The organism is Streptomyces sp. NBC_01317, from assembly GCF_035961655.1.
GTDB lineage: Bacteria > Actinomycetota > Actinomycetes > Streptomycetales > Streptomycetaceae > Streptomyces.
Genome location: NZ_CP108393.1, coordinates 3,325,737 through 3,350,104, shown reverse-complemented (window position 1 = coordinate 3,350,104; position 24,368 = coordinate 3,325,737). Strand labels below are relative to the sequence as shown.

26 protein-coding genes are annotated in these 24,368 nt (G+C 70.4%); 11 read left to right on the top strand and 15 right to left on the bottom strand.

Going from position 1 to position 24,368, the window contains the following annotated elements; genetic code table 11:
• Positions 1-43: 43 nt before the first annotated feature.
• Both OG349_RS14060 and OG349_RS14055 read right to left on the bottom strand, forming a co-directional pair.
• On the bottom strand, positions 44-469 hold the full coding sequence (locus tag OG349_RS14060; RefSeq protein ID WP_327234947.1) for a hypothetical protein: 426 nt from the start codon (positions 467-469) through the stop codon (positions 44-46).
• 74 nt (positions 470-543) lie between these two features.
• The gene (locus OG349_RS14055; RefSeq protein ID WP_327234946.1) at positions 544-2,070 is read right to left on the bottom strand and encodes an MFS transporter; all 1,527 of its coding nucleotides are present in this window, start codon (positions 2,068-2,070) and stop codon (positions 544-546) included.
• Positions 2,071-2,279: 209 nt separating this feature from the next.
• Between OG349_RS14055 and OG349_RS14050 the strand changes: the two genes are divergently transcribed.
• The gene (locus OG349_RS14050; protein WP_161311098.1) at positions 2,280-2,690 is read left to right on the top strand and encodes a MarR family winged helix-turn-helix transcriptional regulator; all 411 of its coding nucleotides are present in this window, start codon (positions 2,280-2,282) and stop codon (positions 2,688-2,690) included.
• Between the two features lie 32 nt (positions 2,691-2,722).
• Here the strand turns inward: OG349_RS14050 and OG349_RS14045 are convergent, their stop codons facing one another.
• Both OG349_RS14045 and OG349_RS14040 read right to left on the bottom strand, forming a co-directional pair.
• Complete coding sequence (locus OG349_RS14045) at positions 2,723-3,136, bottom strand: SRPBCC family protein (RefSeq protein WP_327234945.1); 414 nt, start codon at positions 3,134-3,136, stop codon at positions 2,723-2,725.
• Between the two features lie 308 nt (positions 3,137-3,444).
• Positions 3,445-3,951: a DinB family protein gene (locus OG349_RS14040; RefSeq protein WP_327234944.1), complete on the bottom strand. Its 507-nt coding sequence runs from the start codon at positions 3,949-3,951 to the stop codon at positions 3,445-3,447.
• Between the two features lie 166 nt (positions 3,952-4,117).
• On the opposite strand from OG349_RS14040, the gene OG349_RS14035 reads away from it, so the two are divergent.
• From OG349_RS14035 to groL, 5 genes are all read left to right on the top strand, one after another.
• On the top strand, positions 4,118-4,741 hold the full coding sequence (locus OG349_RS14035; RefSeq protein ID WP_327234943.1) for a hypothetical protein: 624 nt from the start codon (positions 4,118-4,120) through the stop codon (positions 4,739-4,741).
• Between the two features lie 71 nt (positions 4,742-4,812).
• Positions 4,813-5,178 (top strand): hypothetical protein, encoded by a 366-nt coding sequence (locus tag OG349_RS14030; protein ID WP_327234942.1) that lies wholly within the window; start codon positions 4,813-4,815, stop codon positions 5,176-5,178.
• Positions 5,179-5,229: 51 nt separating this feature from the next.
• Positions 5,230-6,267, top strand: coding sequence for a polysaccharide deacetylase family protein (locus tag OG349_RS14025; RefSeq protein WP_327234941.1), 1,038 nt, complete (start codon positions 5,230-5,232; stop codon positions 6,265-6,267).
• A gap of 286 nt (positions 6,268-6,553) precedes the next feature.
• Positions 6,554-6,862, top strand: a complete 309-nt coding sequence (groES, locus tag OG349_RS14020; protein ID WP_023539274.1) for a co-chaperone GroES — start codon at positions 6,554-6,556, stop codon at positions 6,860-6,862.
• A 99-nt stretch (positions 6,863-6,961) separates the two neighbouring features.
• Positions 6,962-8,584: a chaperonin GroEL gene (gene groL / locus OG349_RS14015; protein WP_327234940.1), complete on the top strand. Its 1,623-nt coding sequence runs from the start codon at positions 6,962-6,964 to the stop codon at positions 8,582-8,584.
• A 71-nt stretch (positions 8,585-8,655) separates the two neighbouring features.
• Here groL and OG349_RS14010 read toward each other — a convergent pair whose 3' ends face one another.
• From OG349_RS14010 to OG349_RS13975, 8 genes are all read right to left on the bottom strand, one after another.
• Positions 8,656-9,684, bottom strand: coding sequence for a hydroxyacid dehydrogenase (locus tag OG349_RS14010; RefSeq protein ID WP_327234939.1), 1,029 nt, complete (start codon positions 9,682-9,684; stop codon positions 8,656-8,658).
• A gap of 81 nt (positions 9,685-9,765) precedes the next feature.
• Entirely contained in the window at positions 9,766-10,737 is a 972-nt protein-coding gene (locus OG349_RS14005; protein WP_327234938.1) for a carbohydrate ABC transporter permease, read from the bottom strand.
• A complete protein-coding gene (locus OG349_RS14000) occupies positions 10,734-11,654 on the bottom strand; it encodes a carbohydrate ABC transporter permease (protein ID WP_327234937.1) in 921 nt (306 codons plus the stop codon). The genes OG349_RS14005 and OG349_RS14000 overlap by 4 nt, the downstream gene beginning before the upstream one ends.
• Complete coding sequence (locus tag OG349_RS13995) at positions 11,651-12,994, bottom strand: ABC transporter substrate-binding protein (RefSeq protein WP_327234936.1); 1,344 nt, start codon at positions 12,992-12,994, stop codon at positions 11,651-11,653. Before OG349_RS13995 ends, OG349_RS14000 begins: the two co-directional genes overlap by 4 nt.
• Positions 12,995-13,122: 128 nt before the next feature.
• Positions 13,123-14,199, bottom strand: a complete 1,077-nt coding sequence (locus OG349_RS13990; protein ID WP_327234935.1) for a substrate-binding domain-containing protein — start codon at positions 14,197-14,199, stop codon at positions 13,123-13,125.
• A gap of 127 nt (positions 14,200-14,326) precedes the next feature.
• Positions 14,327-15,100, bottom strand: a complete 774-nt coding sequence (locus OG349_RS13985; RefSeq protein WP_327234934.1) for an SDR family NAD(P)-dependent oxidoreductase — start codon at positions 15,098-15,100, stop codon at positions 14,327-14,329.
• Between the two features lie 22 nt (positions 15,101-15,122).
• Entirely contained in the window at positions 15,123-16,637 is a 1,515-nt protein-coding gene (locus OG349_RS13980; protein ID WP_327234933.1) for a multicopper oxidase family protein, read from the bottom strand.
• 138 nt (positions 16,638-16,775) lie between these two features.
• Positions 16,776-17,543, bottom strand: coding sequence for an MOSC domain-containing protein (locus tag OG349_RS13975; protein ID WP_327234932.1), 768 nt, complete (start codon positions 17,541-17,543; stop codon positions 16,776-16,778).
• A gap of 80 nt (positions 17,544-17,623) precedes the next feature.
• Between OG349_RS13975 and OG349_RS13970 the strand changes: the two genes are divergently transcribed.
• Positions 17,624-18,514 (top strand): LysR family transcriptional regulator, encoded by an 891-nt coding sequence (locus tag OG349_RS13970; RefSeq protein WP_327234931.1) that lies wholly within the window; start codon positions 17,624-17,626, stop codon positions 18,512-18,514.
• A 107-nt stretch (positions 18,515-18,621) separates the two neighbouring features.
• On the opposite strand, the gene OG349_RS13965 is transcribed toward OG349_RS13970, so the two are convergent.
• Positions 18,622-19,014 carry a WhiB family transcriptional regulator gene (locus OG349_RS13965; RefSeq protein ID WP_327234930.1) on the bottom strand — a complete coding sequence of 131 codons (393 nt, stop codon included), beginning with the start codon at positions 19,012-19,014 and terminating at the stop codon, positions 18,622-18,624.
• Positions 19,015-19,409: 395 nt separating this feature from the next.
• Between OG349_RS13965 and OG349_RS13960 the strand changes: the two genes are divergently transcribed.
• The 4 genes from OG349_RS13960 (at position 19,410) to OG349_RS13945 (ending at position 23,742) form a co-directional block, all read left to right on the top strand.
• On the top strand, positions 19,410-20,021 hold the full coding sequence (locus tag OG349_RS13960; RefSeq protein ID WP_003948568.1) for a response regulator transcription factor: 612 nt from the start codon (positions 19,410-19,412) through the stop codon (positions 20,019-20,021).
• A 294-nt stretch (positions 20,022-20,315) separates the two neighbouring features.
• A complete protein-coding gene (locus OG349_RS13955; protein WP_161307647.1) occupies positions 20,316-20,891 on the top strand; it encodes a sigma-70 family RNA polymerase sigma factor in 576 nt (191 codons plus the stop codon).
• 120 nt (positions 20,892-21,011) lie between these two features.
• Positions 21,012-22,514, top strand: coding sequence for an IMP dehydrogenase (gene guaB, locus OG349_RS13950; RefSeq protein ID WP_327234929.1), 1,503 nt, complete (start codon positions 21,012-21,014; stop codon positions 22,512-22,514).
• A 103-nt stretch (positions 22,515-22,617) separates the two neighbouring features.
• Positions 22,618-23,742 (top strand): GuaB3 family IMP dehydrogenase-related protein, encoded by a 1,125-nt coding sequence (locus OG349_RS13945; RefSeq protein WP_327234928.1) that lies wholly within the window; start codon positions 22,618-22,620, stop codon positions 23,740-23,742.
• A 52-nt stretch (positions 23,743-23,794) separates the two neighbouring features.
• Here OG349_RS13945 and OG349_RS13940 read toward each other — a convergent pair whose 3' ends face one another.
• Together OG349_RS13940 and OG349_RS13935 are read right to left on the bottom strand one after the other, a co-directional pair.
• A complete protein-coding gene (locus OG349_RS13940; RefSeq protein ID WP_442806248.1) occupies positions 23,795-24,112 on the bottom strand; it encodes a type II toxin-antitoxin system PemK/MazF family toxin in 318 nt (105 codons plus the stop codon).
• On the bottom strand, positions 24,109-24,306 hold the full coding sequence (locus OG349_RS13935; RefSeq protein ID WP_327234927.1) for a hypothetical protein: 198 nt from the start codon (positions 24,304-24,306) through the stop codon (positions 24,109-24,111). Before OG349_RS13935 ends, OG349_RS13940 begins: the two co-directional genes overlap by 4 nt.
• Between the last annotated feature and the right edge of the window lie 62 nt (positions 24,307-24,368).

Sequence of the window (24,368 nt, the reverse complement as noted above, 5' to 3'; positions counted from 1 at the left end):
CCTACGCCGGGAGAGGGAATTACACGTGCGGGTGATCTGCGAGTCAGCCCGCCGTCGCCGGGCCGACCGTCACGGTTACCGCGCGTTCGCGCAGTGCCGTGGCCAGCCACTCCATCTCGACCAGGGTGCCTACGAGCCCCGTTGTCCGTAGCTCGGCGGCCATCGTCCGCGCCTCGCCCAACGACAAGCCGTGGGTCCGGCTCAGGACGCGGGTGACCGAGATGAGGTTCGCCGTGCCGTCGGTGAGGGTGAGGCGGGCCGGGCCGTGTTCCGTCAGGAGGAGTTGGCGGATCTCCTCGGGGGTCGTGCCGGAGGTGGGTGGGGTGGAGCCGCCCGCCCGGCAGCCCGTGCAGGTCGTCTCCGTCTCCCACCGCACCTCGTCCTGGTCGATGTGCTGACCCACCTTCCGGGTCAGCACACCCCCGCACGCCCCGCACTCGCCGGTGACGCTCACGCCTTGACTGGTCATCGAACTCCTCGCCGTCATTCCGTCCATCATGCCTGGCGGGGGAAACGGCGGGGAGGCCTGTGGGTACGGCGCTCTTACGAGCCGCTGCGTTCCGGGATCGGTGTCGGGTGGTCGCCGGGCGGCGTGGCGGTGGACGTGGGGGCGGACGTGGGGACGGACGTCGCCAGGGGCGTCGCCGCCACTCGCTTGCGGCCCGGGATCGCCACGACCACCAGTGCCGCGATCAGGGCGACCCCGCCGCCGATCGCGAAGCCCGTACGGAATCCGCTCTCGGACGGGACCGTGAAGCCGCCGGCCGAGACAGTCATGTGGGCCAGGACCACGCCCAGGACCGCGCTGGAGACCGACGTACCGATCGAGCGCATCAGGGCGTTGAAACCGTTCGCCGCCGCCGTCTCCGACACCGGCACCGCGCTCATGATCAGCGCCGGCATGGCCCCGTACGCGAAGGCGATCCCCGCGCTGCTGATGCAGGTGAAGACCAGCAGGCCCCAGGTGGATCCCATCAGGACCAGCGCCAGGGCGTACCCGCACATGATGATCACCGAGCCCGTGAGCAGGGAGACCTTCGGGCCGCGCGCGGCGGAGAGCTTCGCGCCCAGCGGGGAGACGCCCATCATGACCAGGCCGGCCGGGGCCATCCACAGGCCCGCCGCGACCATCGACTGGCCGAGGCCGTAGCCGGTGGCGGAGGGGAGCTGGAGCAGCTGGGGGACGATCAGCGACTGGGCGTACAGCGCGAATCCGACCACGACGGACGCCAGGTTGGTCAGCAGCACCTGGCGCCGGGCGGTGGTGCGGAGGTCGACCAGCGGGTCGCGCGTACGCAGCTCCCACACGCCCCACACGAGCAGGACGACCAGCGCCGTGCCCAGCAGGCCCAGCGTGGTGCCGCTGCCCCAGCCCCAGTCGGTGCCCTTCGTCACGGCGAGCAGCAGGGCGACCAGCCCGGCGCCGAGGCCGAGGGCTCCGACGAAGTCGAACCGGCCGGTGGCGCGGACCGGCGCCGCCGGTATGAAGAGCAGGATGAAGACGCCGAGCACCAGGCCGAGGCCGGCCGCGCCCCAGAAGAGGGTGTGCCAGTCGGTGTTCTGGGCCACGACCGCCGCGAGGGGCAGGCCGAGGGCGCCGCCGATGCCGAGCGAGGAGCTCATCAGGGCGATGGCGGAGCCGACCCGTTCGGGCGGCAGGATGTCGCGCATCATGCTGATGCCGAGCGGGATGATGCCCATGCTCGACCCTTGCAGCGCGCGGCCCGCGACGGCGGGGAGCAGGGAGTCGGACAGGGCGCACACCACCGAGCCGGCGACCAGCAGCAGGACGCAGACGAGCATCAGCCGCCGCTTGCCGTACAGGTCGCCGAGCCGGCCCGTGACGGGGGTGGCGACGGCGCCCGCGACCAGGGTCGCCGTGATCACCCACGACGCGTCGGCCGGGGTGGTGTCCAGGAGGCGGGGCAGCTCGCCGATGAGGGGCACGACCAGGGTCTGCATCAGCGCGGCGACGATGCCGGCGCTCGCCAGGACGGCGACGACGGCTCCCGTACGGGGGGAGGGAGGCGCCGCGAGGGCTGCCGGGGGCGGCGGAACGGTGGGTTTCACAGCGTCTCCTGTCAGGGGCGTGACGTGATGCACTGTGTAGCGTACATGCTGTATGTACGGGGCATATTGCGCTGATATACATGCAGGTGGGTGTGCCGGTGGGCGTTTCCGGTGGGCGTGGTGCCGAGGACGTGTGGTGCCGGGAATCGACGGACCGACAGGAAGAGGTTGCCGTGGTGCGTGAGGCGAGCGAGAAGATCCAGCTGGAGATGACGCTGCTGGCGCGTTATCGCTACATGGCTCTGGCGCCCAAGGCGCGGCTCGACCGCAGCGCGTACCTCCTGCTCAGCCGGATCGAGGCCGAAGGCCCGCTGTCCATCGGGCAGTTGGTCGACGCGCTGGGCCTGGAGACGTCCACGCTCAACCGGCAGACGGCCGCGATGACCCGGGCGGGGCTGGTGGAGCGCATCCCCGATCCGGAGGGTGGGATCGCCCGCAAGTTCCGTATCACGGACGAGGGTCTGGGCAAGCTCCACGCGGACCGCGAGGACGGGGTGCGGGGGCTGGAGACGGTTCTGGCGGAGTGGAAGCCGGAGGAGGCGGCGGCGTTCGCCACGGCGCTGGAACGCTTCAACTCGAGCATCGAGAACCTGATCGGCCATACCTGGCCGCGCGGCTGAACAAGCCCCGGCCGGACGCCCTTCCGGACGCCCTACCGGGCGGACTCCAGCAGCTCCTTGAGCCGGGCCAGGTCGGCGGCGACCGTGTCGGCGTCACGCGCGAAGTCGGCGTCGCTCATCTCCGCCTGCCGGCGGAGCGTGAACACCACCTCGCTCCCCGCGCCGTCGGCGATCACGCGGACCGGGTTGTACACGGTCTGCCCGGAGGGCAGCGTGACGTCGTGGTCGAGCACGCCGAACTCGTTGCGCGGCGCGAAGGCGACCACGACACGTCCCATGGGCGAGGACTCCGCCACCCATCGGTCCCCGCTCCTCTCGACGGACCCTCCCAGGCCGTGGGCCCACGCGGGCAGGTTGGCCGGGTCCGAGGCGTAGGCGTAGACGTCGCGCACGGCGCGGTCGACATGGACGCTGACATGGCGGGATTCCTTGTGGGTGCTGTTCATGGCGGCGACGCTAGCGGGCACCGGCCGCCCCGGTCTTGAACGAAACGGACGCGCGCGGCGCGCCGCGCGGTCGAGTCTCCCCGGGACTTCCCGGATGTGGCGTCCCGTGGGCCACCGGTCGATCATTGCCGATGACACTCCGTCATCATCTCTACGAGGTGTGGATCAACGGAGAGGTACGGCAGACGGTCTTCCTCCACTGGCCCGCCTGGGACTGGACACTGTCCGACAGCCACTGGGTGGACCTGGGCGAGGTCCTGGCCGGCGGTTCGGCGGATCGCCGGGTGCCCGGCGCGGCTCCGTACCGCTCAGGCGCCCACCGTCCCGTCGATTCCCTCGCGCAGGAAGTCCGCGTGGCCGTTGTGGCGGGCGTACTCGTGGATGAGGTGCAGCATCACCATGCGGAGCGAGACGTCCTCCTCCCACTTCGCCGCGTAGGCGGTGACGTCGAGGGACTCCGCCGCCTCCTCGATCCGCCGGGAGTGGGCGACCTCGGCCTCCCAGGCGGCGAACGCCTCGGAGCGGGTGGCCGTACGGGCGTCGTACGCCACCTGGAAGTCGCCGGTGTCGGACCACACCAGGGGGATGTCCTCGCCGTTGATCACCCGGCGGAACCACGCGCGCTCGACCTCCGCCATGTGCCGTACGAGCCCGAGGAGGGTGAGCGTCGACGGGGGCATCGAGCGGCGGCGCAGGTCCTCGTCCGAGAGGCCGTCGGTCTTCATGGCGAGGGTCGCCCGGTGGTAGTCGAGAAAGGCGCGCAGCATGACGCGCTCCCCGGCGACGGCGGGGGGTCCGATGCGTTCTGTGGTCATGGCCGGGGCCTTCCGGGACGGTGGGCGGGTGATGGTGGGGCGGTGAGCAGGGCCGTGGATGATCGTCGCAGAGGCTATCGCCGCTACCCTCTGCCGGGTGATCAACCGCCTCGCGCTTCCGCCGTACCCTCCGGAGCCCCCGTCCGAGGAGGGGCTCGAGGCGTGCGTGGGGGATGCGGCCGACGAGGAGACCGAGGGCGGGTACGGGGGGCTCTCCCCCGAGCTGCTCGCCGAGCGGGACGCCACCGTCGTGGCGCTCGCCGAGCGGGCGCTGGCCGTCCGGCGCCTGCTGCTCCTCTGGGGGATCGCCGCCGTCGCCGTGCTCGGGTGGGCCGCCGTCGGGCTCGCCGTCCGGAGCATCGAGGACGGCGGCCTGGGGCTGCTCAGCGGCCTCGTCGCGCTGGTCCTCGCGGCGCTCCTCCTGGTCCCCGCCGCCGTCGCGCTGGGGCTCTGGGTGCGCCGGAACCAGGACGTACGGGACCGGCTGGACGCGTGGGCGTATCTCGGCCCGGAACCCGTGACCGACGAGCGCGTACGCGCGCACGGCAGGTCCGTCCTCTGGCTGCTGCCCTCCGTCGCGCTGTGCCTGGCCGGTACGGCGGTCGCGGGCCGGGCGGTGACCCGGGTGGACGTGGTCACGCTGAGTGCCACTGTGTACGCCCTGGGTTTCGGAGGCACCCTCCTGATGACCGGTCTGCTGGGACTTGTCCGGTCCGCCGGGCACCAGTGCTGGGCTGGGCGTTTGCTGGATCCGGTACCGGCCCGCAGGGGCGGCGGAGCCCACCGCTGAGGTGCTTCCTACAGCCCGAGACCTATCCTGGAGAGGGAACGCATGCGCCATTCAGGGTTAAGGGGCGGCGGATGGAATGGATTTGGTGGCTTTTCGTCTTCTTCATCGTGGGCGGCTTCGGATGGGTGGCCGACACGGGCCGCACGGCGCTGCACACGCGTCACGAGCGAATAATGGAACGCCTCAAGCTGGCCGAGGACGAACGGAAGGCGCTTGAGGAGGCCCATAAGCCACCTGTGCCCGTCTGCGGGTGTTCCCACCACCTGGCGAAGCACGACAAGCGGGGGAAGTGCCACGAGGACGTCGAGGTCGCGACGGAGTGGGACGAGGACAAGAAGCCGCTGAAGTACGAGCGCAGGCAGTGCAACTGCCAGCAGTACATCGGGCCGCAACCGCTCTCGAAGATCTACGCCGACGAGTTGACGGACCTGGAGTAGTCCGGCGAGTCGTACGGTGGGGGATGTGCCGCGCTGACAGGATGCAGCGCCATGCAGCTTTTACGACAAAAGCGAGAATTTGGACGCGCGCGTGTCCTGGTGGCCGCCCTGCTCGTCGCCGCGCTCGGTTCCGGCTGCACCGGAGAGCCGAACGGCAGCCGTGCCTACGCGCCTGAGGGGCACCCGGCACCGCAGGCGCCGAAAGCCGACCGGGCGCCGAAAGCTCAGAAGGCCGACCAGGCTCAGAAGGCCGGCGGCGCCCAGAAGCCCGGCAGCCCGCAGAAAGCCGACCGGGCTCAGAAGCCCGGCAGCGCCCCCCGCCGCGGCCCCGCCGGCGCCCTCGCCGCCTACGCCGAGAAACTCCGCCGCGCCGAGGCCGTCCGTACCGCCACCGCCAAGCGGTGGAAGCTCGCCAGAACCCCCCTGACCGCGCCCCCGCCCCCCGCCGTCAAGCCCGTGATCAGGACCCGCAAGGGCTTCGAGGTCTCCGGTGGCGCCGGGCTCCCGCCCGTCTTCACCACCGTGCCGGTCAAGGACAAGATCGTCTTCCTGACCATCGACGACGGCGCGGAGAAGGACCCCGAGTTCCTCCGCATGATGGCCGAGCTGAAGATCCCGTACAGCGCCTTCCTCAGCGACTACGTGATCAACGACGACTACAACTACTTCCGGCTGATGCGGGACCGCGGGGTCGCACTGCACAACCACACCCTCAACCACCCCTACCTGCCCGGCCTGTCCCGCGACGGGCAGAAGCGCGAGATCTGCGGCCAGCAGGACAAGATCCAGAAGCGGTACGGGAAGCGGCCCCGCCTCTTCCGTCCGCCGTACGGCAACTACAACGGCGACACCCTGCGCGTCGCGAAGTCCTGCGGGATCACCGCCGTACCGCTGTGGTCGGCCGAGGCGTTCCCCGACCACATGGAGTGGCGCGAGTGGGACCGGGACCTGCACCCCGGCGACATCGTCCTCAGCCACTTCCGGGGGCGCGAGGACGGGAAGGGCTCCATGCCCGACATGATCCGGCGTGTGATGAAGACCATCACGGACAAGGGGTACGCGGTGGCCAGGCTGGAGGACTACGTCTGAGAACCCCCGGCCGCGGGGCCGGTGTTCGCACGCTCGGTGCTCGCACGCCCGTACGGGGACAGCCCCTCGTACGGGCGTTTTCGCGCCCCGGCCGCGCCGCCACGCGCAAGCTCATTGGCACTCCGCTTGACCGAGTGCTAATCGCGGTCATAGTCTCAGGTCTGGCACTCCCCACTGGAGAGTGCCAAAGCGCGACTGGCGGATCCGGCACCCGCGACGACGGATCCACCCGGTCGCCACCCAAGACAGTTCACCCCGTGAGATCTCCGAAGGGGGAGGTCGGATCGTGACGACCGCCAGCACCAAGGTTGCCATCAAGCCGCTCGAGGACCGCATTGTGGTCCAGCCGCTCGACGCCGAGCAGACCACGGCCTCTGGCCTGGTCATCCCGGACACCGCCAAGGAGAAGCCCCAGGAGGGCGTCGTCCTGGCCGTGGGCCCGGGCCGTTTCGAGAACGGCGAGCGGCTCCCGCTCGACGTTTCCGTCGGCGATGTCGTTCTGTACAGCAAGTACGGCGGCACCGAAGTGAAGTACAGCGGCGAGGAATACCTCGTCCTCTCGGCCCGCGACGTACTCGCGATCATCGAGAAGTAATTCACGAGTCAGTTTTGCTTTTGAGCTGCGCCCTCGGCCACCCTGCGATTGCCGGGCGGACGGGGGCGCAGTTCGTTCGAGAGGACTAGAGAAGCTCCCATGGCGAAGATCCTGAAGTTCGACGAGGACGCCCGTCGCGCCCTTGAGCGCGGCGTCAACAAGCTGGCCGACACGGTGAAGGTGACGATCGGCCCCAAGGGCCGCAACGTCGTCATCGACAAGAAGTTCGGCGCCCCGACCATCACCAACGACGGTGTCACGATCGCCCGCGAGGTCGAGCTCGACGACCCGTACGAGAACCTCGGTGCCCAGCTGGTGAAGGAGGTGGCGACCAAGACCAACGACATCGCGGGTGACGGCACCACCACCGCCACCGTCCTGGCCCAGGCGCTGGTCCGCGAGGGCCTGCGCAACGTCGCCGCCGGCGCGTCGCCCGCCTCCCTGAAGAAGGGCATCGACGCCGCGGTCAAGGCCGTGTCCGAGGAACTCCTCGCGACCGCCCGCCCGATCGAGGACAAGTCCGACATCGCCGCCGTGGCCGCGCTCTCCGCGCAGGACCAGCAGGTCGGTGACCTCATCGCCGAGGCGATGGACAAGGTCGGCAAGGACGGTGTCATCACCGTCGAGGAGTCCAACACCTTCGGCCTGGAGCTCGACTTCACCGAGGGCATGGCCTTCGACAAGGGCTACCTGTCCCCGTACATGGTGACCGACCAGGAGCGTATGGAGGCCGTCCTCGACGACCCGTACATCCTGATCAACCAGGGCAAGATCGCCTCCATCCAGGACATGCTCCCCCTGCTGGAGAAGGTCATCGCCGCGGGTGGCTCCAAGCCGCTGCTGATCATCGCCGAGGACGTCGAGGGCGAGGCGCTCTCCACGCTCGTCGTCAACAAGATCCGCGGCACCTTCAACGCGGTCGCGGTGAAGGCCCCCGGCTTCGGTGACCGCCGCAAGGCCATGCTCGGCGACATCGCCACCCTCACGGGCGCGACCGTCATCGCCGAGGAGGTCGGCCTCAAGCTCGACCAGGCCGGTCTGGACGTGCTGGGCTCCGCCCGCCGCGTCACCATCACCAAGGACGACACCACGATCGTCGACGGTGGCGGCGACCACACCGAGGTCGTCGGCCGCATCAACCAGATCAAGGCCGAGATCGAGTCCACGGACTCCGACTGGGACCGCGAGAAGCTCCAGGAGCGCCTCGCGAAGCTGGCCGGCGGCGTGTGCGTGATCAAGGTCGGCGCCGCCACCGAGGTGGAGCTCAAGGAGAAGAAGCACCGTCTGGAGGACGCCATCTCCGCGACCCGCGCCGCGGTCGAGGAGGGCATCGTCTCCGGTGGTGGCTCCGCCCTGGTGCACGCCGCCAAGGTCCTGGAGGGCAACCTCGGCAAGACGGGCGACGAGGCCACCGGTGTCGCGGTCGTCCGCCGCGCCGTGGTCGAGCCGCTGCGCTGGATCGCCGAGAACGCCGGCCTTGAGGGCTACGTCATCACCGCGAAGGTCGCCGACCTCGACAAGGGCCACGGCTTCAACGCCGCGACCGGCGAGTACGTCGACCTGGTGAAGGCCGGCGTCATCGACCCGGTCAAGGTCACGCGCTCCGCGCTGGAGAACGCCGCGTCCATCGCCTCCCTGCTGCTCACGACCGAGACCCTGGTCGTCGAGAAGCCGGCCGAGGAAGAGGCCGAGGCCGGTCACGGCCACGGTCACAGCCACTGAGGTTGTGTGCGACAGCCGAAGGCCCGGCACCCCGGAAGGGGCGCCGGGCCTTCGCGCGTGCCTGGGTCCTTTTATGCCGAGAGGTGCAGATTTGTCGGGTGTACGGGGTCGGCGAAGGGCAACCCCTTCGTCCAGCGCTCCACCTCGTCCAGCGCCTGGTCCGCCATCCGGTGGATCTCACCGCCGAGGGACCCGGCGACATGCGGGGTGAGCAGGACGTTCGGCAGGTCGTACAGCGGCGAGTCGACGGGCGGCAGTTCGGGCTCCGTCACGTCCAGTACGGCGTGGAGGCGGCCCGCCACCAGCTCCGGCAGCAGCGCGTCCTCGTCGACGAGCGATCCGCGTGAGGTGTTGACCAGCGTCGAACCGTCCGCCATCGCGGCCAGCTGAGCGGCGCCGATCATGCGGTCCGTGGCGGGGAGCTGCGGGGCGTGGACCGACACGACGTGGCTGCGCGCGCACAGGTCGTCCAGGGTGACGAGGACCGCGCCGAGCGCGGCGGCCTCGGCCGGCTCGACGTACGGGTCGTACAGCAGGACGTCCAGGTCGAAGGGGCGCAGCAGCTCGATGACACGGCGGCCGATGCGGGAGGCGCCGACGATGCCGACCGTACGGCGGTAGTTGCCCGCGCTGTCCAGTTCCTCCCGCCAGTCGTGGTGGGTGCGCAGGTTCCGGTAGCGCTGGGCGGAGCCGAGGACGTTCTTGCCCGCGAAGAGGATCGCGGCGAGCGTGTACTCGGCGACGGGGCGGGCGTTCGCGGCGGCGGCCGAGGTGACGGCGATGCCGCGCTCCCAGCAGGCGTCGGTGATGTGGTGCTTGACGGAACCCGCCGCGTGGACGACGGCCCGCAGGCGGGGTGCGGCGTCGAGGACGTCGGCGGTGAGCGGGGGCGCTCCCCAGCAGGTGACGAGCAGTTCGGCGTCGGCGAGGGCGGCGGCCACGGCGGGCGCCGGGTCGGACAGCTGATGGGCGATCAGGGCGGTATCCGTACGGACGAGGCCGGTCAGCCGGGTCCTGTGGTCGTCGGTGAACAGCCGCTCGGCGATGCCGGGGCCCATGGAGAGCAGGGCCGCGGGGCGATTGTCAGTGGTGGCTGGCATGGTGGAACTCAAGCTCCTCGGGTGTCGCTGGGACTCACTCGGGTCTCGCTCGCTCTTACCCAGGTCGCGCTCGGGGGGCGGCTATTTGACGCTGCCGGCCGTGAGGCCGGCCTTCCAGTGCCGTTGGAGGGTGACGAACGCGATGATCAGCGGAGTGACGGCGAGGAGTGAACCGGTCACGACCATCGGATAGAAGTCCGGGGTCGCGTTCGCGTTGCTGTGCCAGTTGTAGAGGCCCAGGCTCAGCGGATAGAGGTTTTTGTCCGAGAGCATCACGAGGGGGAGGAAGAAGTTGTTCCATACGGCGGTGAACTGGAAGAGGAAGACGGTCACGAAGCCCGGCATGATCATGCGCAGACCGATCGACCAGAAGGCGCGCAGCTCGCTCGCGCCGTCGATCCTGGCCGCCTCCAGTGCCTCGTTCGGGATATAGCCGGCGCTGAAGATCCGGGACAGGTAGACGCCGAACGGGTTGACCAGTACGGGGATCAGCACGGACCAGTAGGTGTTGACGGTGTGGGTCTTCACGGCCAGCAGGTACAGGGGGAGGGACAGGGCCGTGGAGGGCAGCAGCACGCCGAGCAGGACGACGGCGAACAGCTTCTCCTTGCCCCGGAAGCGGTATTTGTCGAAGGCGTAACCGGCGGCGACGCTCACCAGCGAGCAGCCGAGGGCGCCGACTCCCGCGTAGAGCAGCGAGTTGCCGTACCACCGGAAGTAGATGCCGTCCTGGTAGGTCGTCAGGTCGGAGAGGTTCTGGCCGAGGTGGAAGCCCTGGAAGGAGAAGACGTCGCCGCCGAGCAGGTTGCCGGCGTCCTTGGTGGCGGCCGTGACCAGCCAGATCAGGGGGAAGAGGGTGTACGCGGCGGCCAGGACGAGCACGCCGTTGACGGCGGACCTGGACAGCCACCGGCTGGTGCCCGCCCGGCCGGCCGCGCGGACGGGGGCCCGGCCGGGGGTCCCGCGGCGCGCGGGGGCGAGGGGGGTGGCGGGGTCGGTCGGGTCGGCCGCGTTGGCCGTGTTGGCCGTGTTGGTCACAGGGGGGGACGTCATGCTGCCCGTGCCTCCTTCCGGTTGGAGAATCGGGTGACGCCGAAGGAGAGCGCGGCGGCCACGAGGGCGATGAGGACGGACGCGGCGGCGGCCAGGCCGTAGTCGTTGCGCTGGAACGCCGCGCTGTAGGCGTACATGTTGGGCGTCCAGGTGCTGGGCACGGACGCGCCGGAGCGGCTGAGGATCAGCGGCTCGGTGAAGAGCTGGAGCGACCCGATGATCGTGAAGAGCAGCACCAGCGCCAGCGAGGAGCGGATCAGGGGGAACTTGATGCTGAACGCGAGCCGCCACTGTCCGGCGCCGTCCACGGTCGCGGCTTCGAGCAGCGAGCGGTCGATGGCCTGGAGGGAGGCGTAGAAGATGACGACGTTGTAGCCGAGCCACTCCCACAGCGCGATGTTGACCACCGAGGGCAGGACGCCGTCGGTGGACAGGAAGTCGAAGCCGAATCCGCCGGCGTCCATGGCGTTGATGACCGGGCTGAGCCCCGGGGTGTAGAGGTAGATCCAGATCAGGGCGGCGATCAGGCCGGGGATGGCGTGCGGCAGGAAGAGCGCCAGCTGGAAGAAGCGGCGGGCGCGGGCCAGGGCCGTATCGAGGAGCAGGGAGAGGATCAGCGCGCCGCCGACCATCAGGGGGATGTAGAAGGCGCAGTACCCGAGCAGCACCCAGAAACCGTCGCGGAACGCCTGGTCACCCAGGGCTTCCGTGTAGTTGCCGAGGCCGTGGAAGACGGTACGGGGTCCGTCGAAGCCGAGGCCCGACGCCTTCTCGGTGAACAGGCTGAGCCAGAGGGCGTAGCCGACGGGTATGACCATCGCCACGGTGAACAGGGCGAAGAACGGGGTGAGCAGGACGGTGGCGGCCACGCCGGTGCGGGTGGAGGAGCCGCGTTCGGTCTGGATCTTGGTGGTCATGAGGCGTCCTCGACGTTCAGACCGCGCTTCTTGAGATCGGCGACGGTGGCGTCCTGGGCTGTTCTGACGGCGCGGGAGAGGGTGGAGCCGCCGCCGACGGCTTCGCGGAGCTGGTCGCCCAGCGCGGAGTTGGTGGCGCCGGTGCTCGGGCCCCAGATCCAGTCCGGCTTGATCGACCTGCCGGCCTGGAGGTAGAGGGCGTACAGGTCCTGGCCGCCGAAGAAGCTGGTGTCGATGGCTTTTTGGGCGACGGGGACCATCGCGGGGGAGGCGGGCAGGGCGGTGGAGGTGCTCGCGCCGATCCTGGCCTTGATGCCCGCCTCGGAGGTGGCCATCCAGAGGGCGAACTCGACGGCCGCCGCCTTCTTGTGGCTGTTCTCGCTCACGGCGAAGGTGGAGCCCTGGATCATTCCGCTGGCCGTCTGCGCCGCGTCCCAGCTGGGCACGGGCGCAGCCGCCCACTTGCCCTTCTCCTCGGGCACGATGCCGGCGAGCACGCCCGCGCTCCAGGACGCGCCGAGGTAGCCGACGAGCGTGCCCTGCTTGAGGCCGCTGGTCCACTCCGGGCTGAACGAGGAAGAGGTGTTGACCAGGTCGTCGTCGATGAGCCCCTGCCAGTACTCCGCCGTCTTGAGGGTGGCCGGGTCCGTGGTGTCGACCTGCCAGGCGTTCCTGGCCGTGTCGGTCGTGAACCACCGCGCGCCGGCCTGCCAGGCCATTGCCTGGAAGAAGGTCGGGTCGTCGGGGAAGAAGCTGGCGATCCTGGTGTCCGGGGCCGCCTTCCTGACCTGCGCGGCGGCGGTACGGAACTCGTCCCAGGTGCGCGGCGGCGTGAGGTGGTGCTTCTCGAAGAAGTCCTTGCGGTAGTAGAAGACCTGCGGGGACGCGTCGAACGGGACGGCCCAGTTCTTGCCGCCCAGCGTGGTCAGCTTGATGGTCTGCGGCAGGAACTTCTTCTTGATGTCGTCCGTCAGATAGCCGCTCAGGTCCTGGAGCGAGCCCTGGCTCACGAACTGAGACAGCATCGGGTACTCGATGGAGAGCAGGTCGGGGGCGATCCCGGCCTTCACGGCGTTGGCGATCTTGGGATAGCCGCCGTTGCCGCCGGAGGGGATCTCCTCGAACTTCACCTTGATCGTGTCGTGCGAGGCGTTGAACGCGTCCACCACCTCCTGGGACCCCTTGGTCCAGGCCCAGAACGTGACGGTGACGGGATGTTCCGCGGTGCCTTCCGCGGGTGCGTCGGCGCCGCCGCCGCACGCCGTGAGGGCGGCGAGAGCGGCCAGCGCGGTGGCGGCGCCGACGCAGGCATGGAGAGAACGGGACCAACTGCGACTCACGGCGCGGCTCCTGTACGTACGGGGGACAGGCGGTGGCCGTGATACTTCGATCCGGCGTGAGCGAAGTCAAGAGCGAAAGATTGATTGATCGAAAAATGATCGAAAGGTGGAGGGTGGGGGGCCGGCGATCAGGTGGAGGAGCGCACCCGCAGGCGCGGCAGCAGCTCCACATGGCGGCGCGGTTCGTCCGCGCCCCCGCCGGCCGACGTCAGCCGTTCCACGAGCAGCTCCGCCGCACACCGCCCCACCTCGCGCTTCGGCGGGGCGACCGCGGTGAGCGGGGTGTCCGCGAGGGCGGCCACCTCGTCGTCGTACGTGATGAGGGCGAGGTCCTCGGGGACCCGTACGCCCAGCTCGGCGAGGCGCCGGACCATGCGGATCGCGTCCTCGTCGTTGTGCATCAGGGCGGCCGTCGCCCCGCCGTCGCGCACGGCCGCGCGGACGGCCCGCGCGGCCCGCTCGAAGACCTGCGGATCGCGCTCCGCCGACGTCGAGTCGATCACGGGCCCGGGCGCGGTCAGCCCGAGGACATCGAGCGCCTGCACGTATCCGGCCCGTACCGCCGTCGCCGTCGGGCTGTCCCGCCGCGCCACCAGCAGCGGGGTCCGGTGCCCGAGACCCACCAGGTGCCGTACGGCGATCAGGACGCCGTGCGCGTGGTCGGAGCAGACCCGGTCCAGGGCGGCCAGCGGCCCGCCCGGGGCGCCGCGCCGTTCCACCAGCACGGTCGCCACCTGCAGCCGGGCGATCCACTCGCTGTACGTGTCGGGGTGGCCGGGCTCGGTCCAGCTGGGGGCGAGCAGCAGCCCCTCCGCGCCGGCCGCCAGCAGCCCGGCCGCGTGCGCGGCGTCGTCCTCGGGCCGGTAGTCGGAGACCCGCAGGATCAGCCGGGCGCCGAGCCGGGCGGCGGCCTCGTGGGCGCCGCGGATCACCTCGGCGAAGTAGTACGCGGCCGCGGGCGCGAGCAGGCCGATGACCGGACCGCCGCCGCCCGGCGCGATCCCCGCCGGGCCCTGCCGCTCCGGCCAGGAGACCGAACCGTGCACCCGGTCGAGCAGCCCCCGGGCGGCCAGCGCCTCCGCGTCCCGGCGCGCCGTCACGGGGGACACGCCGAGCCGGTCGGCGAGGTCGGACACCCGGACCGTGCCGCGCTCGCGGACCAGATTCAGCAGTCGGTCATGACGTTCAGCGGCACCTTCGCGCACGGTGACGGCCCCCTCGCAAGTACGGCGACCCGGGCACGGGTGCTTCCCGGACCACCGACCCTAATGCGTACGATCGAACGGCGGGACATTCGATCATTCGCTCAGGGCGAGGTGCGGTCCGGTGCTGCTACTGCGGGCCGTACTTGCGCCCGGTCTTCGACGTGAGGCCGCTCAGCAGCCCGCGCGGGGCCAGCTTCACCGCCCCCATCAGGGCCTTGTAGCGCGGGTCCGGGATGGACACGGCCTTGCCGCGGGCCAGGTCCCCCAGCGCGGCCGTCACCAGTTTGTCCGCGTCGAGCCACATCCAGTCGGGGATCCGCTGCGTGCCCAGCCCGGCCCGCTCGTGGAACTCGGTCCGTACGAAGCCGGGGCACAGCGCCATCACCCGTACCCCCGACCCCACCAGCTCCCGGGCCAGCCCCTGGCTGAACTGCACGACCCAGGCCTTCGACGCGCCGTACGTCCCCCGGGGCACGAACGCCGCCACCGACGCCACGTTGACCACCGCGCCCCGGCCGCGCGCCTTCATGCCGGTGACCGCCACCGACGTGAGCCGCAGCACCGCCTCGATGTGCACTTTCAGCATGACCAGTTCATCGGACACCGGGACCTCCAGGAAGGGTCCCTTGTTGGCGAAGCCCGCGTTGTTCACGAGGAGATCGACCGGCTGCCTGAGGTCCGACAGCCGCATCTCGACCGCCTCGATCCCGCTGTCGGTGGAGAGGTCCGCGCTCAGCACCTCCGCCTCGATGCCGTGCCGGTCGTGCAGTTCGGTGGCGTGTTCGCGCAGACGCTCCTTGTCGCGCGCCACCAGTACCAGGTTGTGTCCGTCCGCCGCCAGCCGCCGCGCGAAGGCGGCACCGATCCCCGCCGTCGCGCCCGTAATCAAAGCAGTCGTCATAGGCGGCACGTTAGCGCCTGGGTCAGTGGCCCTGATGGGTGTGTTCCAGGGGTGGACGGCCCGCCTTCTGCCCCTTCTCCACGACGACGAACTGGCCCATCATTCCCCGGTCCTCGTGCAGGAGGAGATGGCAGTGGAACATGTACGGCGCATGTGGATCGGCCGGTCCTTCGAAGCGCATCGCCAGCTTCACCGTGGTGCCGTTCGGGACGAACACGGTGTCCTTCGCCCCGCGCAGCGCCGGTTCCGGCGCCCGCCCGTTCACGCTGAGCACCCTGAACTGCACGCCGTGGACATGGAAGTTGTGCGGCATCCCGTTCGTGTTCCGTACCGTCCAGGTCTCCGTCGTGCCGCGTGTGACCGTCTCGTCGATCCGGCCCATCGACATCCGCCGGCCGTTGATCCCGGAGAGCTTGAGGTCGAAGAACCGCCCGCGCACCGCGTCCTTGCCGTCCGGCACCTCCAGCTTCCCGAGCTTCGCGGGGAGTGCCGGCGACGGGCGCAGCCGGGACTTGGCCCGCAGTTCCAGGATGTCGAAGGTGTCGTCGCCGCCGTTGAAGCGCTGGTTGACGAAGTCCATGCCGACATCGAGGGGGAAGCTGCGCAGGACCGTCCGCTCGCCCGGCCGCACGCGCACCACGATCTCGGCCCGCTCGCCCGGTGACAGCTGGATCCGGTCCATCCGCGCCGGCTGCTCCAGCAGGCCGCCGTCGGTGCCGATGAGCGAGAACGCCCGGCTGTCGTCGAAGCCGAAGTTGTACGTCCGCGCGGTCGACGCGTTGAGCAGCCGGAGCCGCACCTGCTCGTCCCCCACCACGCGGTACGGGTCGAGCGTCCCGTTCACCATCGTCCGGTCGCCGAGGAACCCGACGCTCTGGGCCACTCCATGCCCGTGGTCGAACCGGGCCCCGTCGAACTTCACGTCCTGCACGATGACCGGCAGATCGTCCACGCCGTATCTCTTGGGCAGGGCGAGGGTGCGGGACTTCTGGTCGTCGAGGATGAACATCCCCGCCAGGCCCCGCTGGACGTGGTCCTCGGTCTCGCCGTGCGGGTGCGGGTGGTACCAGAGCGTCGCGGCCGGCTGGTCGACCGTCCACTGCGGCGACCAGGTCTTCCCCGGCGCGACCATCTGGTGCGGGCCCCCGTCCATCCGGGCGGGCAGGTCCATCCCGTGCCAGTGCACGTTGGACGTCTCGTCCAGCGTGTTGGTCACCCGGACCCGTACCTTCTCACCGCGCTCGGCCCGCAGCGTCGGCCCGAGGTAACTCCCGTTGAAGCCCCAGGTAGGAGTCTTCTGCCCGTCCTTGAACTCCGTCGTACCGGCCCGCATCCGCAGGTCGAAGACGCGGGTGCCGTCCGCCGCGACGGTGGATCCGGCGAGCGGGGGGACCGCCAGCTGGTTGCGGAAGCCGCCACGGCCGACCGTGGACACCTTGGCGCTGGAGTAGAACCACGCGGCGCCGCCGCCCAGCGCCAGGGCGAGGACAAACGCGACGGACGTCAGAATGATGAGGACACGCTTGAGACCGGACATGCGACGAGCGTCCCGGCGGGCGCCGCCACGGGCCATCGGGGGCCACCCTCAGCCACCCCCGAGGGGCCCCGTACCCCTCTCAGGGGCATCCCCTACGCATCAGGTATACCGGTGCGACCGCGTCCAACAAGCCGCAGGTCAGGGCTGGTTGGCGAGAGCGGCGTCGTCCCTCCCGGGAGTCTGTCCGCCCTCCTCCGCGCGTACTTCCGTGTGCTCCTCCCCGGCCGCGGGGCGACCGATCCTCCCGTATTTCTCGACGTACGCTTGAGCGATCCTCAACTTCTCCGCGTGCAGCGCCTCGCCGGCGGCGAGGATCCGCGGCAGCAGCTCCCGCTCCAGGGTCACGGCCCGGAAGACCAGCGTCACCGTCACGTCGTGCGCCGGCCGGTGCACGATCTCGATCGGGTCGCCCGCGCGGATCTCGCCCGGGGTGATCACCCGCAGATAGGCGCCCGTGACGGCCTGGTGGGTGAAGCGCTTCATCCACCCGTCCTCGCCGAGCCAGGCCTGGAACGTACGACACGGGATCCGGCCGCTCGTCGCCTCCAGCACCAGATCGGGACCGATCCGCCAGCGCTCGCCGATCAGCGCGTTCCTGACGTCGATCCCCGAGGTGGTCAGGTTCTCCCCGAACACCCCGTTGCTCAGCGGGCGCCCCAGCTCCCGCTCCCAGAAATCCAGGTCCTCCCTCGCGAACGCGTACACCGCCTGGTCGGAACCGCCGTGATGACGCAGGTCGCAGACCGTGTCACCCCCCACCCCGCTCGCGCCCACCCCCTTCGGTCCCGGATCCGCCACCCGCACGGGACCCTCGACCGGCCGCTTGTCGATGCCCGTGACACCGCCCGCCGCGTCGCTGTACTCCACGGCTTTCGGTCGCCCCGCGTTGACGGTCAGAAGCTTCATGCATGCAAGCTAACCGGACCCGCCTCAAAGGTTCTACCCTTTAACCCGCGAAAACCCCAAGGGTGTCTTATAGTCGCCACATGATCGAAGCCCGCCATCTCCGTGTGCTGCGCACCGTGGCCACCACCGGTTCCTTCTCCGCGGCCGCGCGGGCACTGGGATGCACCCAGCCGGCGGTCAGCCAGCAGATGAAGGCGCTCGAAGCGTCCGCCGGCACTCCGCTGATCGTCCGCGCCGGCCGTGAGACGCGCCTCACCCAGGCCGGCGACGTGCTCGTACGGCACGCGACGGGCATCCTCGCCGGGCTCACCGCCGCCGAGGAGGAGATCGCGGCCATCGTGGGGCTGCGGGCCGGCCGGGTCAGGCTCGCCTCGTTCCCCAGCGGCAGTTCCACGCTGGTCCCCGCGGCCCTGGCCGCGCTGCGCGCCGCCCACCCCGGCACCCGCGTCTCCCTCGTGGAGGCCGAGCCGCCGCGCTCGGCGGGCCTGCTCAGGGACGGTGACTGCGAGGTGGCACTGGCATTCCGGTACGGCGGCTCCGCCGCGGAGTGGGACGACCTGGTCGTGAAGCCGTTGCTGGTGGACCGGCTGGTCGGCGTGGTCCCCGAGGGGCATCCGCTGGCGGGCGCCGCGTCCGTCTCGCTCGGCGATCTGGCCGGCGAGCCGTGGATCGCGGGCTGCCCGCGCTGCCGGGAGCAGCTCGTCGACGCCTGCGCGAGGGCCGGGTTCACGCCCAGGATCGACTTCGCCACCGACGACTACCCGGCCGTGATCGGCCTGGTCGCGGCGGGTCTGGGCGTGGCCGTGCTGCCGGAGCTGGCGCTGCGGTCGGTCCGTACGGAAGGCGTCAGGACGCTCGCGCTGGAGCCGGCCGTCGAGCGGGAGGTCGTCGCGCTCACCCTGCCGGACCTCGCGCACGTACCGACCGTCGCCGCCACGCTGGACCAGTTGGTCCTGGCGGCGGCTCGCTGAGGCGCGGCGCGGGCGCCGCGCGCCCCGGGGCCGCGGTTCGCGCTGCCGGACCGGGGTGCGCCCGGGGTCACGCGCAGGAACGTTTCTTCGATGTCAGGGCGCGACGGTCAGTCCTCGGCGTGGCGGTCGTGGTGGTCGTGATGGTTGCGGTGGTCGTGCTGGTCGGGGTTTCCGTGATGGTTGTTCGCGCCGTGGGGTGAGGGCGACGCCGAGACGAGCCGGGTGCGCGCCCGCCCCATCAGCTCCTCGCGCTCATCCTCCGTCAGCCCGCCCCACACGCCGTACGGCTCCCGCACCGCCAGTGCGTGCGCCGCGCACTCCGCGCGGACCGGGCACCTCATGCACACCTCTTTCGCCGAGTTCTCACGCGCGCTTCGCGCCGCGCCCCTTTCCCCCTCCGGGTGGAAGAAGAGCGAGCTGTCGACGCCGCGACAGGCCGCGAGGAGCTGCCAGTCCCACAGATCTGCGTTCGGTCCGGGAAGGCGGGAGAAATCTGCCATTGCTCATGTCCCCTTGAAACCGTACTGAAGCGGATACGGGCCGATCTTCCGATCTCATCACGACCGTACATCTACTATCTAAGTAGATGTAAATATGACTCATGGTGAATCTAGCGTCAGACACCGTCAAAAGTGAAGAAAAGCCGCTAAATGGGGCATAGGTAGGGATGAACGCCAGGCGGTCAGGGCCGCTCTGTCGCGTGCGCGAGTCCTCACAGGGAGTGTCGAAGTCGGTCGTCCGACCCGTAACTCTTTCGAGTGACCATCGTTGAATGTGCGAGGCGGTTGAGAGAACGAGCGATCGGGCACATGTCCGAGAGCGTCAATCGCACAGGTGACGATATGTACTCAGCCTGGAGGCCCAAGGTGACGCGCATCAGCTGCGGAGGACGGTCATGACATCCGTCCTCGTCTGCGACGACTCCCCGCTTGCCCGAGAGGCGCTCCGCCGCGCGGTCGCGACCGTGCCCGGCGTCGAGCGCGTGACGACCGCGGCCAACGGCGAGGAAGTCCTCCGCCGCTGGGGCGCCGATCGGTCGGACCTGATCCTGATGGATGTCCGGATGCCCGGTCTCGGGGGTGTCGAGACGGTCCGCCGGCTCCTGTCCGCCGACCCGGGCGCGCGGATCATCATGCTCACGGTCGCGGAAGACCTGGACGGGGTCGCGCTCGCGGTCGCCGCGGGTGCCCGGGGGTACCTGCACAAGGACGCCTCGCGCGCCGAGTTGCGCGCGACGGTCACCCAGGCGCTCGCGGACCCGACCTGGCGCCTCGCGCCGCGTCGGCTCCGCTCGGCCGAGATGGGCGCCGCGCCCACGCTCACCGCGCGCGAGATCCAGGTGCTCGAAGGCATGAGCCACGGCCGGTCCAACGCGGAGATCGGGCGTGAGCTGTTCCTCTCCGAGGACACGGTCAAGACGCACGCGCGCCGGCTCTTCAAGAAGCTCGGCGCCTCGGACCGCGCCCACGCGGTCGCCCTCGGCTTCCGCTGGGGTCTGGTGCGCTAGAACGCCTCCTCCTAGGACGTGTCCTCGAAGACGTGTCCTAGGAGGCGCCACCCCCTCGTGGACAGGGCCCTTACGGGCGACAAGCCCGGTGCGGGCGGGGCAACGTACGGCCGTACGCCACCGTTTCCCGCGCCATGCCGCATCCTTGAAGATGTGGAGTTCCTCGGGGACGAGTCGGACGAGCGCGAGGGGAGGGCGCAGGGGATGAGTTCTGCCGCACCTGCTCATAACGCTTCGGTGCACAACTACGGACGCGGTGCCACTGATCAGGAGCCGTCAAGGCACCATGGACCGATGCGCGATGACGAGACCACGGTGATCGGTGCGCTCGTTCATCGTGCTGTCGACGGCGACGAGCAGGCCACGCATGATCTCCTGGCCCGCGTCCACCCGCTCGCGCTGCGCTACTGCCGTACGCGGCTGAGCCGGCTGCCGGGCGACGCCCGTCATTTCACCGAAGACCTCGCGCAGGAAGTCTGCGTCGCGGTCCTGATGGCCCTGCCGCGCTACCGCGACACCGGCCGCCCCTTCGAGGCGTTCGTCTTCGCGATCGCCGGGCACAAGGTCGCCGATCTCCAGCGGGCCGCCATGCGGCACCCGGGATCCACGGCCGTACCGTCCGACGAGATGCCCGAGCGTCCCGACGACTCGCTCGGGCCGGAGGAGCGGGCGCTGCTCAGCAGTGACGCCGAATGGGCCAAGAAACTCCTGGCCAACCTCCCGGAGAACCAGCGCGAGCTGCTCGTCCTGCGGGTGGCGGTCGGACTGACCGCCGAGGAGACCGGCCAGATGCTCGGGATGTCCCCGGGCGCGGTGCGGGTCGCCCAGCACCGCGCCCTGAGCAGACTGCGCGCGCTGGCGGAACAGTGAGCGCGACAGTGACCGCGCGGGCCGGCGGAACGGTGAGCGGGCGGTGGCCGTGGAATGAGACGTCCGCGCGGCCCGTTAGCATGGACATCCGCACCGATCAAGCCATCTGGGGAAGGTGTCATGACTGCATACGTCGACGGAGTGCCTGAGAAATTCGCGACGCTCGGGCTGACATACGACGACGTGCTGCTGCTGCCGGGCGCCTCGGAGGTCCTGCCGAACCAGGTGGACACCTCGTCCCTGGTCTCCCGCAACGTCCGCGTGAACATCCCGCTGCTCTCCGCCGCGATGGACAAGGTCACCGAGGCCCGCATGGCGATCGCCATGGCGCGGCAGGGCGGCGTCGGCGTGCTGCACCGCAACCTGTCCATCGCCGACCAGGCCAACCAGGTCGACCTGGTCAAGCGCTCCGAGTCCGGGATGGTCACCGACCCCATCACGGTGCACCCCGACGCGACGCTGGCCGAGGCCGACCAGCTCTGCGCCAAGTTCCGGATCAGCGGCGTCCCGGTCACCGACCGCGCGGGCAAGCTGCTCGGCATCGTCACCAACCGCGACATGGCGTTCGAGTCGGACCGCGGCCGCCAGGTGCGCGAGGTCATGACCCCCATGCCGCTCGTCACAGGCAAGGTCGGCATCTCCGGCGTGGACGCCATGCACCTGCTGCGGCGCCACAAGATCGAGAAGCTGCCGCTGGTCGACGACGCGGGCATCCTCAAGGGCCTCATCACGGTCAAGGACTTCGTCAAGGCCGAGAAGTACCCGAACGCGGCGAAGGACGGCGAGGGCCGGCTGCTGGTCGGCGCCGCCGTCGGCGCCAGCCCCGAGGCGCTGGAGCGCTCGCAGGCGCTGGTCGCGGCCGGGGTCGACTTCCTGGTCGTGGACACCTCCCACGGCCACAACAGCAACGCGCTCAGCTGGATGTCCAAGATCAAGTCGAGCGTCCCGGTGGACGTCATCGGCGGGAACGTCGCCACCCGTGACGGCGCGCAGGCGCTGATCGACGCGGGTGTGGACGGCGTCAAGGTCGGCGTGGGCCCCGGTTCGATCTGTACGACCCGCGTGGTCGCCGGCATCGGCGTCCCGCAGGTCACGGCGATCTACGAGGCCGCGGTGGTCTGCCGCGCGGCGGGCATCCCGGTCATCGGCGACGGCGGCCTCCAGTACTCGGGCGACATCGGCAAGGCGCTGGCCGCCGGCGCGTCCACCGTCATGCTGGGCAGCCTGCTCGCGGGCTGCGAGGAGTCCCCGGGCGAGCTCCAGTTCATCAACGGCAAGCAGTTCAAGTCGTACCGCGGGATGGGGTCGCTCGGTGCGATGCAGTCGCGCGGCCAGGGCCGTTCGTACTCGAAGGACCGCTACTTCCAGGGCGACGTGTCGGCGGACGACAAGCTGGTGCCCGAGGGCATCGAGGGCCAGGTGCCGTTCCGCGGCCCGCTGGGCGCGGTGCTGCACCAGCTGATCGGCGGACTGCGGCAGACCATGGGGTACGTGGGCGCGGCGTCCATCGACGAGATGGAGCACAAGGGCCGGTTCGTACGGATCACCGCGGCGGGCCTCAAGGAGAGCCATCCGCACGACATCCAGATGACCGTCGAGGCGCCGAACTACAACCAGCACTGATCATTGCGCGTGTCCCTGAGGGGCGGGTCCGGTTCCGGACCCGCCCCTCACGGGTGCGTCGGGGATACTGGACCGGCAGACGTAGAGGGAAAGGCCACACATCGTGACTGAGATCGAGATCGGGCGCGGCAAGCGCGGCCGCAGGGCGTACGCGTTCGACGACATCGCCGTCGTCCCGAGCCGGCGCACCCGGGACCCGAAGGAGGTCTCGATCGCCTGGCAGATCGACGCCTACCGGTTCGAGCTGCCGTTCCTGGCCGCTCCGATGGACTCCATCGTCTCCCCGGCGACGGCGATCCGGATCGGTGAGATGGGCGGCCTGGGGGTGCTCAACCTGGAAGGCCTGTGGACCCGTTACGAGGACCCGCAGCCGCTGCTCGACGAGATCGCGGAGCTGGAGGAGGCGACCGCGAACCGCCGCCTCCAGGAGATCTACGCGGAGCCGATCAAGGAAGAGCTGATCGGCCGGCGCATCAAGGAGGTGCGGGACTCCGGGGTGGTCACGGCCGCCGCGCTCTCGCCGCAGCGCACCGCGCAGTTCTCCAAGGCCGTGGTGGACGCCGGGGTCGACATCTTCGTCATCCGCGGGACGACGGTCTCCGCCGAGCACGTCTCGGGAGCGGCCGAGCCGCTGAACCTCAAGCAGTTCATCTACGAGCTGGACGTCCCGGTCATCGTCGGCGGCTGCGCCACGTACACGGCGGCGCTCCACCTGATGCGTACGGGCGCGGCGGGCGTGCTGGTCGGCTTCGGCGGCGGCGCCGCGCACACCACCCGTAACGTGCTGGGCATCCAGGTCCCGATGGCGACGGCCGTGGCGGACGTCGCGGCGGCGCGGCGGGACTACATGGACGAGTCCGGCGGCCGGTACGTGCACGTCATCGCGGACGGCGGGGTCGGCTGGTCCGGCGACCTGCCCAAGGCGATCGCGTGCGGCGCGGACTCGGTGATGATCGGCTCCCCGCTGGCGCGGGCGTCGGACGCGCCGGGCAAGGGCCACCACTGGGGCATGGAGGCGGTCCACGAGGACGTGCCGCGCGGCAAGCTGGTGGACCTGGGGATCGTCGGCAGTACGGAGGAGGTCCTGACGGGCCCCTCGCACAGCCCGGACGGTTCGATGAACTTCTTCGGCGCGCTGAAGCGGGCGATGGCGACGACGGGGTACAGCGAACTCAAGGAGTTCCAGCGGGTCGAGGTGGCGGTGGGGGACTCCCAGCACCGCCGTTGACCCCGTTCCCGCGCGGGGGCCGGGCGCGCCGCGAACGGGCCCCGCGCGGGAGTCAGATACCGAGGTAGTGGCTCACCGCGTGCTCCACCTGGGCCAGTTCGTACCTGTCCAGGTAACGCACGGGGTCGCCGTGGAGGAAGCTGACGTCGATCGTACGGATCTGGTCGACGAGGAAGCGGGTCAACGTGCCCGCGATGTCCAGCTCCGGGCGGAAGACCGCGGGTTGGGCACTGGTCGAGGTCGGGACGATGGTGGCCACGCTCCAGGGCATGGCGCTCGGGCTGAGGACCAGGCCGTACCGCCTGCCGCGCTGCTCGTGGCCACGCTTGGCGTTGCCCAGGTCCACCCGGTACACGGCGCCCCGGATCACCAGGCGTTCTCGTCGGAGACGTCCTCGTCGGACAGCCGCTCGGCGTCGGCCTGCGCCTGGGTGAGCCACGCTTCCCGCTCCAGGAGGCGCAGCGCGCGGCGGATGACGTCGCTGGTGCGCTCACCTTCGCGCATCGCGGTACGGATGATGCGTTCGTCTTCGTCTGTCGGCCGGAACCCTATGGTCGCTGCCATGCTGTCGACTTTACCGCCCGGCGAAGCATTTGTGCAACAATTGTTTTACGTCGCGGGGTCGG

Excerpts from the sequence above, each read along its gene's own strand:
- OG349_RS14030 (WP_327234942.1), top strand. The coding sequence starts at position 4,813 with ATGGAATGGATTTGGTGGCTTTTCGTCTTCTTCATCGTGGGCGGCTTC.
- OG349_RS13960 (WP_003948568.1), top strand. The coding sequence starts at position 19,410 with ATGACATCCGTCCTCGTCTGCGACGACTCCCCGCTTGCCCGAGAGGCG.
- OG349_RS13955 (WP_161307647.1), top strand. The coding sequence starts at position 20,316 with ATGCGCGATGACGAGACCACGGTGATCGGTGCGCTCGTTCATCGTGCT.
- OG349_RS13975 (WP_327234932.1), bottom strand. The coding sequence starts at position 17,543 with ATGAAGCTTCTGACCGTCAACGCGGGGCGACCGAAAGCCGTGGAGTAC.
- OG349_RS14000 (WP_327234937.1), bottom strand. The coding sequence starts at position 11,654 with ATGACCACCAAGATCCAGACCGAACGCGGCTCCTCCACCCGCACCGGC.
- OG349_RS13980 (WP_327234933.1), bottom strand. The coding sequence starts at position 16,637 with ATGTCCGGTCTCAAGCGTGTCCTCATCATTCTGACGTCCGTCGCGTTT.
- OG349_RS13935 (WP_327234927.1), bottom strand. The coding sequence starts at position 24,306 with ATGGCAGCGACCATAGGGTTCCGGCCGACAGACGAAGACGAACGCATC.
- OG349_RS14005 (WP_327234938.1), bottom strand. The coding sequence starts at position 10,737 with ATGACGTCCCCCCCTGTGACCAACACGGCCAACACGGCCAACGCGGCC.
- OG349_RS13970 (WP_327234931.1), top strand. The coding sequence starts at position 17,624 with ATGATCGAAGCCCGCCATCTCCGTGTGCTGCGCACCGTGGCCACCACC.
- groL (WP_327234940.1), top strand. The coding sequence starts at position 6,962 with ATGGCGAAGATCCTGAAGTTCGACGAGGACGCCCGTCGCGCCCTTGAG.
- OG349_RS14060 (WP_327234947.1), bottom strand. The coding sequence starts at position 469 with ATGACCAGTCAAGGCGTGAGCGTCACCGGCGAGTGCGGGGCGTGCGGG.
- guaB (WP_327234929.1), top strand. The coding sequence starts at position 21,012 with ATGACTGCATACGTCGACGGAGTGCCTGAGAAATTCGCGACGCTCGGG.
- OG349_RS14025 (WP_327234941.1), top strand. The coding sequence starts at position 5,230 with ATGCAGCTTTTACGACAAAAGCGAGAATTTGGACGCGCGCGTGTCCTG.
- OG349_RS14045 (WP_327234945.1), bottom strand. The coding sequence starts at position 3,136 with ATGAACAGCACCCACAAGGAATCCCGCCATGTCAGCGTCCATGTCGAC.
- OG349_RS13965 (WP_327234930.1), bottom strand. The coding sequence starts at position 19,014 with ATGGCAGATTTCTCCCGCCTTCCCGGACCGAACGCAGATCTGTGGGAC.
- OG349_RS14050 (WP_161311098.1), top strand. The coding sequence starts at position 2,280 with ATGACGCTGCTGGCGCGTTATCGCTACATGGCTCTGGCGCCCAAGGCG.
- OG349_RS14040 (WP_327234944.1), bottom strand. The coding sequence starts at position 3,951 with ATGACCACAGAACGCATCGGACCCCCCGCCGTCGCCGGGGAGCGCGTC.
- OG349_RS13985 (WP_327234934.1), bottom strand. The coding sequence starts at position 15,100 with ATGACGACTGCTTTGATTACGGGCGCGACGGCGGGGATCGGTGCCGCC.
- OG349_RS14010 (WP_327234939.1), bottom strand. The coding sequence starts at position 9,684 with ATGCCAGCCACCACTGACAATCGCCCCGCGGCCCTGCTCTCCATGGGC.